Source organism: Bacillus inaquosorum KCTC 13429 (assembly GCF_000332645.1).
Lineage (GTDB): Bacteria > Bacillota > Bacilli > Bacillales > Bacillaceae > Bacillus > Bacillus inaquosorum.
This window is the reverse complement of sequence record NZ_AMXN01000009.1, coordinates 25,673-39,899: the sequence shown is the minus strand read 5'-3', so window position 1 is coordinate 39,899 and position 14,227 is coordinate 25,673. Positions and strand designations below refer to the sequence as shown.

The 14,227-nt window shown below is 43.4% G+C and carries 19 protein-coding genes; 8 read left to right on the top strand and 11 right to left on the bottom strand.

Features of this window, described 5'->3' with window-relative positions:
* Positions 1-2: 2 nt before the first annotated feature.
* The 3 genes from BSI_RS02645 to rarD all read right to left on the bottom strand — a co-directional run bounded on the left by BSI_RS02645 (position 3) and on the right by rarD (position 1,600).
* Positions 3-353, bottom strand: coding sequence for a YojF family protein (locus BSI_RS02645; RefSeq protein WP_003241622.1), 351 nt, complete (start codon positions 351-353; stop codon positions 3-5).
* Positions 350-628 carry a protein YoyC gene (gene yoyC / locus BSI_RS02650; RefSeq protein WP_003241620.1) on the bottom strand — a complete coding sequence of 93 codons (279 nt, stop codon included), beginning with the start codon at positions 626-628 and terminating at the stop codon, positions 350-352. Before yoyC ends, BSI_RS02645 begins: the two co-directional genes overlap by 4 nt.
* A gap of 75 nt (positions 629-703) precedes the next feature.
* Entirely contained in the window at positions 704-1,600 is an 897-nt protein-coding gene (gene rarD / locus BSI_RS02655; protein WP_003241618.1) for an EamA family transporter RarD, read from the bottom strand.
* A gap of 98 nt (positions 1,601-1,698) precedes the next feature.
* Here rarD and BSI_RS02660 point away from each other — a divergent pair, with 98 nt between their 5' ends.
* Positions 1,699-2,157, top strand: a complete 459-nt coding sequence (locus tag BSI_RS02660; RefSeq protein ID WP_003241616.1) for an Hsp20/alpha crystallin family protein — start codon at positions 1,699-1,701, stop codon at positions 2,155-2,157.
* Positions 2,158-2,189: 32 nt separating this feature from the next.
* Here the strand turns inward: BSI_RS02660 and BSI_RS02665 are convergent, their stop codons facing one another.
* Positions 2,190-2,426 (bottom strand): hypothetical protein, encoded by a 237-nt coding sequence (locus BSI_RS02665; RefSeq protein ID WP_003241613.1) that lies wholly within the window; start codon positions 2,424-2,426, stop codon positions 2,190-2,192.
* Between the two features lie 86 nt (positions 2,427-2,512).
* Positions 2,513-3,847 carry a gluconate:H+ symporter gene (locus BSI_RS02670; protein ID WP_003241612.1) on the bottom strand — a complete coding sequence of 445 codons (1,335 nt, stop codon included), beginning with the start codon at positions 3,845-3,847 and terminating at the stop codon, positions 2,513-2,515.
* Positions 3,848-4,189: 342 nt separating this feature from the next.
* Between BSI_RS02670 and BSI_RS02675 the strand changes: the two genes are divergently transcribed.
* Positions 4,190-4,579, top strand: a complete 390-nt coding sequence (locus BSI_RS02675; RefSeq protein WP_003241610.1) for a tautomerase family protein — start codon at positions 4,190-4,192, stop codon at positions 4,577-4,579.
* Positions 4,580-5,025: 446 nt separating this feature from the next.
* Here the strand turns inward: BSI_RS02675 and yodB are convergent, their stop codons facing one another.
* Positions 5,026-5,364, bottom strand: coding sequence for a transcriptional regulator YodB (yodB, locus tag BSI_RS02685; protein ID WP_019258668.1), 339 nt, complete (start codon positions 5,362-5,364; stop codon positions 5,026-5,028).
* Positions 5,365-5,493: 129 nt separating this feature from the next.
* Between yodB and BSI_RS02690 the strand changes: the two genes are divergently transcribed.
* A complete protein-coding gene (locus BSI_RS02690) occupies positions 5,494-6,102 on the top strand; it encodes a nitroreductase family protein (protein WP_003241606.1) in 609 nt (202 codons plus the stop codon).
* 42 nt (positions 6,103-6,144) lie between these two features.
* Here the strand turns inward: BSI_RS02690 and BSI_RS02695 are convergent, their stop codons facing one another.
* Both BSI_RS02695 and BSI_RS02700 read right to left on the bottom strand, forming a co-directional pair.
* Complete coding sequence (locus BSI_RS02695) at positions 6,145-6,747, bottom strand: alpha/beta hydrolase (protein ID WP_003241604.1); 603 nt, start codon at positions 6,745-6,747, stop codon at positions 6,145-6,147.
* Positions 6,748-6,762: 15 nt separating this feature from the next.
* Positions 6,763-7,674 (bottom strand): ring-cleaving dioxygenase, encoded by a 912-nt coding sequence (locus tag BSI_RS02700; RefSeq protein ID WP_003241602.1) that lies wholly within the window; start codon positions 7,672-7,674, stop codon positions 6,763-6,765.
* A 183-nt stretch (positions 7,675-7,857) separates the two neighbouring features.
* Between BSI_RS02700 and BSI_RS02705 the strand changes: the two genes are divergently transcribed.
* Together BSI_RS02705 and BSI_RS02710 are read left to right on the top strand one after the other, a co-directional pair.
* Positions 7,858-8,058, top strand: a complete 201-nt coding sequence (locus BSI_RS02705) for a DUF3311 domain-containing protein (protein WP_003241600.1) — start codon at positions 7,858-7,860, stop codon at positions 8,056-8,058.
* Positions 8,058-9,548 carry a sodium:solute symporter family protein gene (locus BSI_RS02710; protein WP_003241598.1) on the top strand — a complete coding sequence of 497 codons (1,491 nt, stop codon included), beginning with the start codon at positions 8,058-8,060 and terminating at the stop codon, positions 9,546-9,548. The genes BSI_RS02705 and BSI_RS02710 overlap by 1 nt, the downstream gene beginning before the upstream one ends.
* Positions 9,549-9,582: 34 nt before the next feature.
* Here the strand turns inward: BSI_RS02710 and ctpA are convergent, their stop codons facing one another.
* Entirely contained in the window at positions 9,583-10,983 is a 1,401-nt protein-coding gene (ctpA, locus tag BSI_RS02715) for a carboxy-terminal processing protease CtpA (RefSeq protein WP_003241597.1), read from the bottom strand.
* Positions 10,984-11,136: 153 nt separating this feature from the next.
* Between ctpA and BSI_RS02720 the strand changes: the two genes are divergently transcribed.
* Positions 11,137-11,838, top strand: a complete 702-nt coding sequence (locus tag BSI_RS02720) for a class I SAM-dependent methyltransferase (RefSeq protein ID WP_003241595.1) — start codon at positions 11,137-11,139, stop codon at positions 11,836-11,838.
* Between the two features lie 87 nt (positions 11,839-11,925).
* Complete coding sequence (locus BSI_RS02725; protein ID WP_003241593.1) at positions 11,926-12,177, top strand: hypothetical protein; 252 nt, start codon at positions 11,926-11,928, stop codon at positions 12,175-12,177.
* A gap of 82 nt (positions 12,178-12,259) precedes the next feature.
* Here the strand turns inward: BSI_RS02725 and ldcB are convergent, their stop codons facing one another.
* The gene (gene ldcB, locus BSI_RS02730) at positions 12,260-13,081 is read right to left on the bottom strand and encodes an LD-carboxypeptidase LdcB (RefSeq protein WP_032732298.1); all 822 of its coding nucleotides are present in this window, start codon (positions 13,079-13,081) and stop codon (positions 12,260-12,262) included.
* An 82-nt stretch (positions 13,082-13,163) separates the two neighbouring features.
* Complete coding sequence (deoD, locus tag BSI_RS02735; RefSeq protein WP_003241589.1) at positions 13,164-13,865, bottom strand: purine-nucleoside phosphorylase; 702 nt, start codon at positions 13,863-13,865, stop codon at positions 13,164-13,166.
* A 202-nt stretch (positions 13,866-14,067) separates the two neighbouring features.
* Between deoD and yoyE the strand changes: the two genes are divergently transcribed.
* Positions 14,068-14,193, top strand: a complete 126-nt coding sequence (gene yoyE, locus BSI_RS02740) for a protein YoyE (protein ID WP_003241588.1) — start codon at positions 14,068-14,070, stop codon at positions 14,191-14,193.
* The last annotated feature ends 34 nt before the right edge of the window (positions 14,194-14,227 follow it).

Here is a 14,227-nt window from a genome sequence, read left to right as displayed (position 1 = left end):
CTTTAAACTGTGAACGGTTTTTCACTGATTTGCAGAGAAATAGCCAGTTTACCGCCCGGCAGGTGTCCTGCCAATAATAAACGATTTTCTTCATCTACCGTGTATTCAGTCAAGCCTTCAGCATAAATCCAGCCGTCTTCTGTTTTTAAACCAACCCGAAAAGGGCCGTTGCCTTTAATTTTCGCCTGATGATAGGTAACTTTTGCATTGCGGATGTATGCAACAACCGTCATGTTTTTTTCATTTAAGTGCGCTGAATAAGAACCGGTTGTGGTTTCTAAATGGATATATACAGGGCGGTCCGCATATCGTTCTAAAGATGCTTGCACATCTTCTTTTATGATTGCTTTCATGATTGCTCCCCTCTTTCTTCTTTTAAATGCTCTGCGCGTTCTGTATGTAATTTGACCAGCTGATATTTCACAGCCGGTTCGAGCTGTGAATTCACAATGCGCTGGAGCGCGGCAAAATATTTTTCCAGCATCGGTTTCCGGAGTCTCGGATGTGTACGTTTATCCAAGAGCTCAAGATCAATCGCCTCTGCTACCGCTTCTGCGTCATCACTAGCGAAAGATCGGTTGTTCCAAAGTGAAGCGTAGGCTTTCACTACCTCTTTATCATTGTCCATCGTCTTGCTCCTTTATGTCTTACATACATGAAATGATTATACATAATATATGGTTCAGCTGAAAAGCCAAAGGCCTCAATGGCTTTTTGACGCCCGTTTCCACTTTACTTGTGAAAACGTAAACAAGAGCAGCGCAGCCCATATACAGCTGAATGTAAAAGCCTTCGAGCTTGAAAATGGCTCATGATAAACAAACAGCCCGATCAGCAAAGTAATGGTCGGTGCAATATATTGTAAGATACCGACTTGGTACAGCGGCAGCCGTTTCGCTCCTTCCGCAAACAATAATAGCGGCAACGCCGTAAATACACCGGCAAAAAAGAGAAGCATCCACGCCCCCCCGCTTTCTGCACCCGCGGGCTGGATATGGCCGCTCAGCAGCAAATATCCCAAAGCAATCGGCATAATCATGAATGTTTCCAGCGTTAAACCAATGGCGCTTGACAGGCTTGTTCTTTTTTTGCTTAACCCGTACAGCCCGAAGCTGAATGCAAGCAGAAGCGCAACATAAGGAATGGAGCCGTATTGGAACGCCGAGATAATGACGCCGGCCGCCGCAATCGAAACCGCCACCAATTGCAGGCGATTCAGTTTTTCCTTTAGAAATAAAATTCCAAGGAGCACTGATACAAGCGGATTAATGTAATAGCCAAGACTAGCCTCAAGCAAAAAGCCATGGTTGACAGCCCATATGTATACAAACCAGTTAATCGAAATCAGGACAGAAGCGAGAAATAAAGAAAGGATGCCGCCTTTCTTTTTCAAAGAGCGCAGCTCCTGCCACCCTGTTTTCCATTGCCGCAAGAAAAAAAGCACGATACACATAAAAACAAAAGACCATATAATACGGTGAGCCAAAATATCAAGGGCCGGCAGCTGTTCGAGAAGCTTCCAATAGAGCGGAAAGAGCCCCCACATGAGAAAGGAAACGGCTGTGTAAAGAACGCCTTTTTTTGTTTCTGAGTATTGCATTTATATCCCCGCCTTTCTTTAGAGCATCTTATATTATATCACGTGAAAGATCGGGCGGGCATATACTATTTTGTCCGTGAAGAAAGGGTGTGACGACGATGTTTGAGTGGAACAAGTACTTTCCTTTCCACAATCAATTTTCCAAGGAAGCATTAAAAAAAGCAGATCCAAAAGAAGTTGAAACGTATGTAAATCGCGTAATGGAAAGTGTGTTCGGCAGTGATTATGCGGCTCAATTTCCTTTCCGCGATCCTCTCCCCCAAAAAGAACAGCCCGCCAAATCTGCTAAACCTGATATAGATATATTTGAAACAACAGACCATGTGTTTGTAAAGGTGCCAATCAGCGAAAGCCAGCTGGAACAGTTGAAAATCAAACACACTTCTCACGCATTAATGATAGAAAATTTTCCGAATTTGGATCATCCGAAAAAAATAAGCCTGCCTTGTTTAGTCAAACGCAAAGGAACAAAAGCCGTCTATAAGGATGGCCTTCTGGAAGTCATGTTTCAAAAGCAGCAAGACTACAATATGTCCGAGGTAGAAATCATCCGATAAAAAACGGCCTGCACCGATGCAGGCCGTTTTTGTTAATAGAAACCGGGATATCCGCCGTATGGCACGCCGGCACCAAAACCGTACGGTGCGCCTCCGTAACCATACGGGACAGGCGGATAAGCATAGGGACGAGGTGCGTTAAACAGAGCACTCCCGAGAAAACCGCCTAATAAACCACCGACTAAAGGAGCGCCAAACAAGAAAGGATTGCGCGCCGGATATCCGGCTGGATCTGGGTTCCCGCGATAATATGAATGATGAGGGTACATGATTTTTCCTCCTTTATATCTGCCTATACGTAAAGTATTCAACAAGGAAGAAAAACGATTGGGCTATGGACTGAATCTGGGTATTGTTACATCACAAGCCCTGCCAATAACACACAACCGAGCCCTGTTACTGAGAGAACTGTTGTAAGCAGCGTCCAGGTTTGAAAGGTTTCTTTCATGCTCAAACCGAAAAATTCCTTTACCATCCAAAATCCTGCATCATTTACATGACATGCGATGACACTTCCCGCTCCGGTTGCCAGTACCATCAATGCCGGGTTTACACTGCCTGCCTCCATAAGCGGAGCTGCCATTCCCGCAGTGGTAAGCGCAGCCACAGTAGCAGAGCCCAAACACAGGCGCAGAACCGCAGCGATAATCCATGCAACGAGCAGCGGCGACATGTTTGTTTGACTGAAAAGATCAGCAACATAATCACCGACCCCGCCGTCAATCAGAACCTGTTTAAACGCCCCTCCCCCTCCTATGATAAGCAACATCATCGCGATTTGTGAAATCGATTCGGATAACGATTTGCTAATCTCCTTCATAGGTATTTTACGCGCATATCCCATCGTATAGAGCGCAAGCAAAAGTGAAATGAGCATTGCCGTCCCCGGAGTGCCGATAAATTCTATGATGTCTTTTCCTCTTGAATGTTCTTTGAGTAATAAAGAAAAAACAGTCGCAATGGCCATAAAGATAACTGGAAATAAAGATGTGACAACACTGATCCCATAGCCTGGTGTTTCATCCAGCTGAAATTCTTTCCGCGGCCCTAACGCCGATAAATTTCCGCGCTTTTGATACGCACCGGGAAACCGCTTCATCGCAAATTTATTAAATAAGGGCCCGGCAATCACAGTCGTCGGAACAGCGATGATGATTCCAAAAAGCAGCACCTGACCAATATGGGCGCCGTATGCGACTGAGATGGCAGTTGGCGCAGGATGCGGGGGCAAAAATCCGTGAGTGACATTTAAGGCGGCTGCCATCGGGATTCCCAAATAGAGAAAAGGCATTTTTAATTCTTTGGCAATCGCATAAACAATCGGAATCAACAGAACAAGACCCACTTCAAAAAACAGGGCTATGCCGATGATAAACGAGGCAATGACCACCGCCGCCTGTATTCGTTTCCTCCCAAATTTGTCAATCAGCGTAATGGCAATGCGATAGCCGCCCCCAGCATCTGAGACGAGCCTTCCGAGCATCGCACCAAGCCCAAACACTAAAGCTAAATGCCCGAGCTGCCCGCCTATACCCGCTTCAATTGAAAGAACGATTTTATTGATATCCATCCCAAGTCCGATGGCTACTAAAAATGAAACGACAATAAGTGAGACAAAGGTATTTAATTTCACTTTAATAATGAGAAATAACAGAATCAGCACTCCGACAGCAACGATTAAAATCGGCATGGTACCCCTCCAAATGTGTTTTAAAAATGAATTCGGCACTATTTAAGCCCAGCAAACAGAAAACGCTTTCACTAATAACTAAAAAATGTTGGTTATATGATTGTTATCTTTTGATCAACTAGTGTATTCATACTAATCTCCTAATCAATGACTGTCAATTGTTTTTATGAGTTTTTCTCAATTATCTAACGCCTATCCTATCGATTTGTTAGTTACATGTTGATTAACTTTTGGTTATATGTTATGTTTTTTATCAAGCTAGCAGCCAGTTTTCATATCAATCCATTGTCTGGAAGCAAATCGAACAATATGAAAACAGACTTCACAAGAGGAGGAATTCACATGCCATTATTACGTTTTGATGTAATTGAAGGGCGTGACGAAAAATCACTGCAATTGTTATTAGATACTGCTCACAAAGCGATGGTCGAAGCGTTTGGTGTTCCGGAAAGAGACCGTTATCAAATTGTCCATCAGCATCCGGCAAACGAGCTTATGATCCAGGATACAGGATTAGGATTTCAAAGAACTAAGGATCTGGTCATCATCAGTATAACGAGCAAAACAAGAACAGAAAGCCAAAAGGAAAAATTGTATGCCCTGCTGGCTGAAAAGCTAGAAGCAGAATGCGGTATTTCCCCAGAAGACCTAATGGTTTCCATTACCGAGAATGGTGACGCAGACTGGAGTTTTGGTCTTGGTGAGGCGCAATTTTTGAATGGAAAACTATAAAATAATGAAACATAGTAAAAAAGAGAGCTTCATCAGAAGCTCTCTTTTTTAATTCTCTCATTTCTTTTTGATAAAAATGGAAATCCCAAATTTGGTGGATAGAACCTGGATCTCCTTTTTTAAATCCAGTTTCATGCCAATGTAATTCCAATGGAAGCTGACTGGTTTTTGGCAGTAAATATAAAATTCAGGCAGATAGAGTTCCGTTTTGCCGATTTGCAAAACGAGATAAATGATGATCCCCATTAACAATAGGTTAGCGCTAATCATTTTTTCACAGATTGGAACATTCCCTATTTTTGTATATTCACTTCATATTCACATTACTTTGTAAACCTGTAAAAGCCATTTTGACAAATATAAAAAGTCATGTAAACGGTATGAACCACCACCCCTTACATGACTTTATTATTGAAATAAAGACTCTTTCCCGGACGCCTCTTTCCTTATTTCTCTTCTTCACACACTGTTTCACCGGGCTCGCAAAATTGATCGGCCCACGCCTGCATCTCTTGGAATACAGCTTGAAGCGCTGTTCCTTTTTCAGTCAGCGTGTAGATGACTTTGACCGGCGTTTCAGGGAGAACCTGCCGCTGGACGATCTCGTTTTGTTCAAGCTCCTTAAGGCGTTCCGCAAGCATTTTTTGGCTGATCATCGGTATTGTTTCCGTTATCTCTTTAAACCGTTTCGGCCCATCCATTAGCACATGGATGATCAGACCGTTCCATCGTTTTCCCAGCAATGAAAAAGCGGATTCCATTTTAGGGCACATTGTATTTCCCACAAGTCTTCATCCCTTCATCTATTGATTGACATGTATTCAATGATCCATTACAATAATCTTTCAAGTTACATTTAGTAAGCTTCTAACTTTTCTATTATCATACCACGTTTATCCGAAGGAGGAAACACTATGACGAATACTCTGGATGTTTTAAAAGCACGTGCATCTGTAAAGGAATATGATACAAATGCCCCGATCTCTAAGGAAGAGCTGACTGAGCTATTGGACCTTGCCGCTAAAGCGCCTTCAGCTTGGAACCTTCAGCATTGGCATTTCACAGTATTCCACAGCGATGAATCAAAAGCGGCGCTTCTTCCTGTAGCGTATAATCAAAAACAAATCGTTGAGTCTTCTGCTGTTGTCGCTATTTTAGGCGATTTAAAGGCAAATGAAAACGGTGAAGAAGTTTACGCTGAATTGGCAAGCCAAGGCTATATTACAGATGAAATCAAACAAACATTGCTCGGCCAAATTAACGGCGCCTACCAAAGCGAGCAATTCGCACGTGATTCTGCTTTCTTAAATGCTTCTTTAGCCGCTATGCAGCTTATGATTGCCGCAAAAGCAAAGGGTTATGACACGTGCGCAATCGGCGGATTTAACAAAGAGCAGTTCCAAAAGCAATTTGATATCAGTGAGCGCTATGTTCCGGTTATGCTTATTTCAATCGGAAAAGCATTGAAACCTGCCCATCAAAGCAACCGCTTATCGCTTTCAAAAGTGTCAACTTGGCTGTAAGGATATGAAAAACCTTAGTCCGAAATACGGACTAAGGTTTTTTTATACAATCGCATTTTTGTACCATTCGCGAGCCTGTTCAGCTTCATGCTGCGTCAGCTGATGGCCCCCATCCTGCCAGAATACGGAGGCTGATGCCCCACTGTCACGTAAATAGCGGTGAAGCTCTTCTGATTCTCCCTTCGTGCAGAGAGGGTCGTATTTCCCGGCACCGATAAAAACTGGGAGTCCAGTCATATCAGGCAGCGTGATACCGCGAACCGGAACCATCGGATGATGCAGAATAGCCCCTTTTAAGACATCTTTATAATGGAAAAGCAGGCTTGCTGCAATATTTGCGCCGTTTGAATAACCGACTGCAATCACTCGGCCGCGGTCAAATTGATGCATTTCTGCAGCCTCGTCGATAAAATCTTTCAATTCTCTTGTCCGCTCCACGAGGTCCTTTTCATCAAAGACACCTTCACTCAGGCGTTTGAAAAATCGCGGCATTCCATTTTCAAGCACCGATCCTCTGACACCAAGCAAATGGGCATGAGGGTCTATAAACCGTCCCAATGAAAGCAGATCGTGTTCATTACCGCCTGTTCCATGTAGCAGCAACAGTACGTTGTCAGATGTGCCTTTTTCATAAATATGCTTCATCGTAAATTCCCCCTTTTAAAGTTCAGGCAACATGTCTGTTATTTGTTGTCTATGTTTCTCCAGCCATACAGGCAATTTTAATGAGGTCCCCAGCTCATCAAACGTTTCATCTGTCATAAAGCCCGGTTCATCTGTGGCGATTTCAAATAAGATACCGCCTTTCTCCCTGAAATAAATGGATGTAAAGTATTCTCTGTCAAGGATTTCTGACGAAGGAAGGTGGTTTTCCGCAATAATCGGCAGCCATTTCGCCTGTTCCTCTTTCGTTGTCCGAAACGCTACATGGTGGACCGTGCCATAACCTCCCACCCCTCTTTTTTCAGGGTGTAAATGTACGTCAATGACGCCCCCGATGGCCGCTGAGGATATCAGTCTGACAATCTTGTCTTCTTCAGCCGCTTTGGAGTATCCGAGACTTTCCGTTAACAATTGAATGGTCGCCTGCGGGTCGTAGGAATACAGCAGCACGCCTTTCATTCCCGTAATCGCCTCATATTCTGAAATGCCGTCAGGTGTCCACTCACTTTTATCGCTTTTCTCATCCTCTATGATCGCTAACGGAAGGTCTTCCGTATCATGAAAAACAAGCGCCCTTTCACCGAATATCGTTTTTTCCTCCAGTTTCAGCCCGTTTTTCTCAAGACGTTCCTTCCAAAAAGACAAGGAGCCTTTTGGAACTGAAAAGTACACCCGGCCCGCTTGGCCTTTGCCTACCGTTCCCTGTCCGCTTCCTTGGAACGGGAAAAAGGTCATAATTGTACCGGGATCTCCATTTTGGTTCCCGAAGTAAAAATGATACGTTGCGGGATCATCGAAGTTTACTGTTTTTTTGACAAGCCGAAGCCCGAGCACTTCTGTATAAAATCGCAAGTTTTCTTGCGGATCTCTGGCGAATGCTGTGACATGGTGCAATCCTTCTGTTTTCATTTTCCCACTCCTATTTATCTCGATTTCAAGATATTTATTATTTTAAACCTTTATTAAGCAGGATGCAAACGATGTGTTTTGATTAAATAATTGAAAAAATCATTTTTTTCTAATAATTATCTTGTGATCTTATCTTACAACTGCTATTATAGTGAGCATTATCATGTTTCAGGAGGAAAGTAAATGGTTAAAAAAGCACTTATTGTTATTCTCATTCTTTTGCCATTCGCCCAACTTGCGCTATTGCCGCTTGTGAATCGAATTGAACCGATTATGTTCGGCCTTCCGTTTTTCCACCTTTGGCTGCTGTTGTGGATTATCATTACGCCGTTATGCTCGTTTGGCATTTACCAGATGCAAAAAAAAGATGGAGGGCTTGAATAATGCAAGGGAATCTCACTGCACTTCTCATTACAGCTGTTATCGTTTTAACCGTTGTCTGTATCGGATTTCTCGCCGGAAGAGACAAATCCTCACGCACCTCGGTGGAAGAATGGTCTGTCGGAGGCAGACGCTTTGGCGGCCTTCTCGTCTGGTTTTTAGTAGGCGCTGACCTCTATACGGCATATACTTTCTTAGGGTTAACCAGTACTGCTTATACGGGCGGAAGTGTTGCATTTTTCGCCATTCCTTATTCTGTATTGGCCTACTTTATCGCCTACTTCTTCCTGCCGAAACTTTGGAAAGTTGCGAAAATTCATAAATTAACGACACTTGCGGATTACGCCCGGGAGCGTTTTGACAGTAAGCTTTTAGCAAGCCTTGTTGCCATCGTCGGTGTGCTGATGCTTATTCCGTACATATGCCTTCAGCTGAGCGGCATTCAAGATACGCTCCAGGTTGCCGGCACCGGATATATTAATGTAAAATTCGTTGTCATCATCTCATTTATTCTTGTTGCTCTTTACACATTCTTCAGCGGGATTAAAGGTCCTACATTTACAGCGATCATTAAAGACATTTTAGTATGGGTTATTATGCTGTTTATGGTGGTGTCCCTTCCTCTCATTCATTTTAACGGCTGGACGCCAATGATTGACACGTTAGTAAAGGAAGCGCCTCAAATGCTGACGATACCGGCTGATGGGCCAAAAGGCATTCCTTGGTTTATCACAGCATCTATTGTTTCCGCTCTGGCACTTTTTATGTGGGCACATGCCGCTACAGGAGTTTTCACAGCGAAAAGCGCCGATGCAGTAAGAAAAAACAGCATGTTTTTACCGCTTTATAATATTGTTTTAATTTTGGTCATATTTCTTGGTTTTATCGCATTTCTTGTTCTGCCGGAAGATACAAATCCAAGACTGGCGCTGCTGCATTTGATTCAAACATCTTACGGCGGCGTGGCACAAGGTTTTGCATATTCCACTATCGCTCTTGCTTCATTGATTCCTTGTTCCATCATGGCAATCGGGGCATCAAACTTATTTGCAAATAACCTATATCGGGATTTGATTCATCCGAATGTGTCTCAAAGCAAGCTGACACTTGTCACACGTTCAATGGTGTTTGTTGTCATCGGCCTTGCGCTTCTGTTTGGAATGCTGTTCCCGACTGCCTTAGTGACACTCCAGTTATTAGGCGTATCCGGCATGGTGCAAATCTTCCCGGCGATTGCTGTCAGCCTATTCTGGAAAAACCAAACGAAAGAAGCGACAGTTATCGGATTATTGGTCGGCCTTGCGGTTACGTTTATTGTGTATACCACTCAATCCGCACATGGTATTTATGAAGGGTTCTGGGGATTGGCCGCCAATATCATCGCTGTGGTTATTCTCAACCCGCTGTTCGTCAAAAAAGCACGGTCCAATCTTGTTATTGAAGGTTTATTTGGTAATAAACAAGACCAAAACCCGAATCAAAAGGGTGCATAAAAAAACCCATACGCGGTAGCCGCGTATGGGTTTTTTACATTTCTTTTTTCAGTGTTTCAATTGCTTTTTCCATTTGCGTGTCATTATTTGACAGCTTCTTTTGAAGTTCTGTCATTAATTTCGTTGTTGTATCGCCAGTCAGTACACCAGTTTCTTTCAGCTTCTCTTTTTTCTGGAACTGTTTGACCACAGATGCAAAATCCTGATCATACGTACTGTTCACTTTCACCTGATAGCCAAGTGCTTTGAACATTTGCTGAGCTACTTTGACGTTGGTGCCTGAATCACCTGACTTGTACGTTTTATCCGCATCCAAATACGGCAGTTTCGCGTAATCAGGCAGCTCTGCTTTCACTTGAGGCTTGATGCCTTTTTTGTGAATCCATTCACCGTCGGCAGTCAGCCATTTGGCGACGGTCAGTTTGACGGTAGAGCCATCATCATATTCTTTTGCTGTCTGCACTGTGCCCTTGCCAAATGTCGTTTCACCGATTAATGGTATGCCTGACGATTCGTGAAGGGCAGCGGCCATAATTTCGGCGGCGCTGGCTGTGCCGTCATTCACTAAAACGACGGTCGGTTTGGTCACTGTTCGTTCTTTTTCAGCCTTCATGACTTCTTTAGAACCGTTCTTGTATTCAACCTGCATGATGTTTTTCCCTTTATCAATAAACAGGTTGCTCATTGTAATCGCTTGGTCCATTAAGCCGCCCGGGTTGCCCCTTAAGTCTAAAATATAGCCTTTGGCGCCTTTTTTCTCTAAACTGTCAATCGCACTCGTCAGCTCTTTAGCAGTTGTTTCAGAGAAAGAAGTGATTTGGATTTCGCCGATGTTGTTGTCTTTCATCTCAGAATAGACGGTCTCTACAGGAATGGTATCGCGCTTAATGGAAAGATCGATATTTCCGACTCCCGCTCTGTTCAGCTCAAGCTTCACTTTTGTGCCCTTTTTGCCGCGGATTAAAGCGACAGCTTGATTTACATTCATGCCTTTGACGCTTTTTCCGTTCACCTTAAGGATTTGGTCCCTCGGTTTGATTCCGGCTTTTTCAGCAGGTGAACCTTTAATCGGCGATACAATAAGGATTTCACCGTCTTTCTCCTCTACTTGGGCTCCGATGCCTTCAAAGGATGCGGAAATCGTCTCATCGAATGATTTTGCTTCCTCTTGATCCATATATGTGGAATACGGATCATCCAGAGATTCAATCATTCCTTTAATTGCTCCGTCTACTAATTTGTCATCATCTGTCTTTTGGTAGTAATCACTTTTGATTTGCTCATACGCTTTATTTAATTTGTCGAACTCGCTGTCTCCCATGCTTGCTGATTTCTGGCCCAGGATGCTGGAATTGCCCGTAATAAATAAAGTAAGCGCTGAAGCGACAACCGCAGTGATCAGCACAATAAAAAACAGTTTTAATTGCCGTTTCAATTAAACACCACCTTTTTCTTCTTACATTATTATCATGGACGAATTCTTATTCGTCAACTCGGAGCAGAAATGAAAGAGAAAACGCCCTTCTTTCGCTTTTCATAAACCTATGTCTTTATACGACATATGATAAAGAAAAAGGAGGATTCGATATTGAGCCGATATTTAGAAATGCTGTCCTTATTCGGTGTCGCAGGGGCGCATCCAGGCGGGCTGGCTTTTTCAAAAGCGGTCTTGCAAAAAGCTGCCCCCTCCCCAGATCAGCCGATTCTTGATGCCGGATGCGGAACAGGCCAAACAGCGGCTTACTTAGGACATTTACTGTATCCTGTAACAGTCGTTGATAAAGACCCTATCATGCTAGAGAAAGCGAAAAAAAGATTTGCAAATGAAGGGCTTGCCATCACTGCATATCAGGCAGAGCTGGAACATCTCCCGTTCTCTTCTGAGTCCTTTTCCTGCGTCCTGTCAGAATCGGTCCTCAGTTTTTCCGATTTGACGCCCTCTCTCCAAGAAATTTCAAGAGTGTTGAAGCCCGGCGGGATGCTGATTGGTATTGAAGCAGCTTTAAAAAAACCGATGCCGCCTGCAGAAAAAAAGCGAATGATGGATTTCTACGGTTTTACTTGTTTACATGAAGAAACCGAGTGGCATAAAACTCTTAGGTCTTATGGTTTTCAAAAAACGGAAGCGATAACACTTCTTCCAGATGACATGGAATTTGAACCGACCACAGAAATGGATTTATCGCAAACGATCGCTCCTATCTACTACGATACGCTTCAAACACATTATGAACTCATGCAGATATATAGCGAGTTCATGGGACATTGTATCTTTGTCGCGCATAAGTAAAACGGCGTATCGCCCCCTGTTTTCGTCCAACCTTTTTATCCTATCTATCATATGCTGATAGAAAGTCAGTATAGGAGGGAAACAATATTGGAGAGATATTACCATCTTTGCAGAAACCATCAAGGTAAAGTCGTCAGAATTACAGAGAGAGGCGGAAGAGTTCACGTCGGCAGAATTACCCGTGTAACAAGAGACAAAGTTTTTATAGCTCCGACTGGCGGAGGGCCAAGAGGTTTTGGCTACGGATATTGGGGCGGTTATTGGGGATACGGAGCGGCTTACGGTATTTCCCTCGGTTTAATCACAGGAGTGGCTCTGGCTGGTTTATTCTTCTGGTAAGCATAGAATAAATGTATGAACAAATGCTAGATTCACCAAACACAATAAAGCCCGCTTATCAAATGTAAGCGGGCTTTTACTGTTAGATTTTCTTCACTTTTTCAAAGTACTCTTCCAGCGTTAAATCATTATCATGGATGACCTTTGCGGCCTTTTTGCCTACATAGCGCAAGTGCCATGGCTCATATTCGTATTTGGTGATATCTTCTTTATTTTTTGGATAGCGAATGATAAAGCCATATTTATAAGCATTGTCCTGCACCCATTTTCCGTCTGCCGTGCTGCCGAACGCTTCATTTATCTGAAAACCGTTGCTTCGGCTCGAGATGTCCATCGCAAGGCCTGTTTGGTGCTCGCTTTCACCCGGATAAGCGACCGCTTCCCTTGCCTTCTTTTCCCCTTTTAGGCTGACTTCATTGTTAAAAATGACTTGCTGTCTGTCATACGAACGGTATCCTGAAACAGCTGCCAGTTCATAGCCTTCCTTTTTCGCAGCATCGAACATCGTTTTTAATGCGTCGGCCGCTTCCTTTCTGATGTAACGTTTTTGAATCTTTTCTTCAAAAGAGAACTCTACATCAGGTATGACTAGATCACTAGGTTCATAGTTTCCGGGCAGTGCGTATTCTTTATTGACAAGCGCGAGTATGTTTTCTGGATTTTGAATGGTTTCCAGACCGTCCACTTTTTTAATATTATTGAAATATTTGCTTTCCAATGAAAACGCACTGTCCTGAGTGTTTGCTTTTTTGCTGTCAGCTGTTTTTTGTTCTGTTTGCTTTGTTTCTGCTGTGGTTTTCGTATCCTTTTGAGCATCTCCGTTTGACATGCTGCAGCCGGCTCCGACTATTGCCGTTACACTCAGAGCGGCAGCCAGTGAAAACCATTTACCGGACTTTTTCATATTACATTACCTTCCTTTTATCAATCGTTTCCGCATTCATAAAGAAGAGGCTGCCGGCACCCAGCACGCCTCTTGATTTATTTTATTGTGATACGGAATGTAAAGCCACTTCTATCATATCATGAAATGTCGTTTGACGCTCTTCCGCTGTCGTTTCTTCTCCTGTTAATACGTGATCGCTCACGGTGAGAATTGACAGCGCTTTTCTTCCGTGCTTCGCTGCTAATGTATACAATGCAGTCGTTTCCATCTCTACGCCCAGGACACCGTATTTTGCAAGCTTTTCGATTTGCGAATCGTCGTTGTAGAATTGGTCAGCTGTAAATACGCTTCCTACAGTGACCGGCACGCCTTTATCCTTTGCGGCATCATAGGCATTTTTTAAAAGCTCAAAATCTGCGCAAGGCGCAAAATCAATGCTTCCGAAAGCGACTCTGTTCATTTGAGAATCAGTTGAAGAGGTCATAGCCAAAATGACGTCCCGCACTTTGACATCTTTACGGATAGCGCCGCAAGAACCTACTCTTATTAAATTTTGCACATCGTAGCTTTGAATTAATTCATTCACATAAATTGAAATCGACGGAACGCCCATTCCCGTGCCTTGCACGGAGATTTTTTTGCCTTTATATGTACCCGTAAATCCATACATGCCTCTAACTTCATTGTAGCATTCTACATTTTCAAGATACGTTTCAGCAATAAATTTTGCTCTGAGAGGATCTCCCGGCAAAAGCACTGTGTCCGCAATCTGTCCTTTTTCAGCACCTATATGTACACTCATCTCATATCCTCCTGTAAATCTAAATTATCATCCAGTCCGTTCATTTTACAACGAATGTCATGATGAGACAAACTTCAGCATTGATTATAAAGGAATATGGCGAAAAAAGAAATGTTCCGGGGCCGTTTGGGCACTTCCGGAGAAAAACGGGATAATTGAGGTGTTTATTTGAAAACCTAACCGCAGGAAGGAGGGATGGGACATGGGTAAAAAACAGCGTAACCGGATCACCGGCCAAAAAAAGAACAACCACATACCTGCAAAAGACGTGATTGCAGCTGAAGAGGCGCACGAGAAAGAGTATTCCGCTGCCAAACGCAAGCCTTAAACTGCAGAAAACTGCGGAAATCCGCAGTTTTCTT

Coding starts and splice junctions, on each gene's coding strand:
- yoyC (WP_003241620.1), bottom strand. CDS start 628: ATGGACAATGATAAAGAGGTAGTGAAAGCCTACGCTTCACTTTGGAAC.
- BSI_RS02670 (WP_003241612.1), bottom strand. CDS start 3,847: ATGCCGATTTTAATCGTTGCTGTCGGAGTGCTGATTCTGTTATTTCTC.
- BSI_RS02675 (WP_003241610.1), top strand. CDS start 4,190: ATGCCATTATTACGTTTTGATGTAATTGAAGGGCGTGACGAAAAATCA.
- BSI_RS02660 (WP_003241616.1), top strand. CDS start 1,699: ATGTTTGAGTGGAACAAGTACTTTCCTTTCCACAATCAATTTTCCAAG.
- BSI_RS02695 (WP_003241604.1), bottom strand. CDS start 6,747: ATGAAGCATATTTATGAAAAAGGCACATCTGACAACGTACTGTTGCTG.
- BSI_RS02710 (WP_003241598.1), top strand. CDS start 8,058: ATGCAAGGGAATCTCACTGCACTTCTCATTACAGCTGTTATCGTTTTA.
- BSI_RS02690 (WP_003241606.1), top strand. CDS start 5,494: ATGACGAATACTCTGGATGTTTTAAAAGCACGTGCATCTGTAAAGGAA.
- ldcB (WP_032732298.1), bottom strand. CDS start 13,081: ATGAAAAAGTCCGGTAAATGGTTTTCACTGGCTGCCGCTCTGAGTGTA.
- BSI_RS02700 (WP_003241602.1), bottom strand. CDS start 7,674: ATGAAAACAGAAGGATTGCACCATGTCACAGCATTCGCCAGAGATCCG.
- yoyE (WP_003241588.1), top strand. CDS start 14,068: ATGGGTAAAAAACAGCGTAACCGGATCACCGGCCAAAAAAAGAACAAC.
- deoD (WP_003241589.1), bottom strand. CDS start 13,865: ATGAGTGTACATATAGGTGCTGAAAAAGGACAGATTGCGGACACAGTG.
- BSI_RS02665 (WP_003241613.1), bottom strand. CDS start 2,426: ATGTACCCTCATCATTCATATTATCGCGGGAACCCAGATCCAGCCGGA.
- rarD (WP_003241618.1), bottom strand. CDS start 1,600: ATGCAATACTCAGAAACAAAAAAAGGCGTTCTTTACACAGCCGTTTCC.
- BSI_RS02645 (WP_003241622.1), bottom strand. CDS start 353: ATGAAAGCAATCATAAAAGAAGATGTGCAAGCATCTTTAGAACGATAT.
- BSI_RS02705 (WP_003241600.1), top strand. CDS start 7,858: ATGGTTAAAAAAGCACTTATTGTTATTCTCATTCTTTTGCCATTCGCC.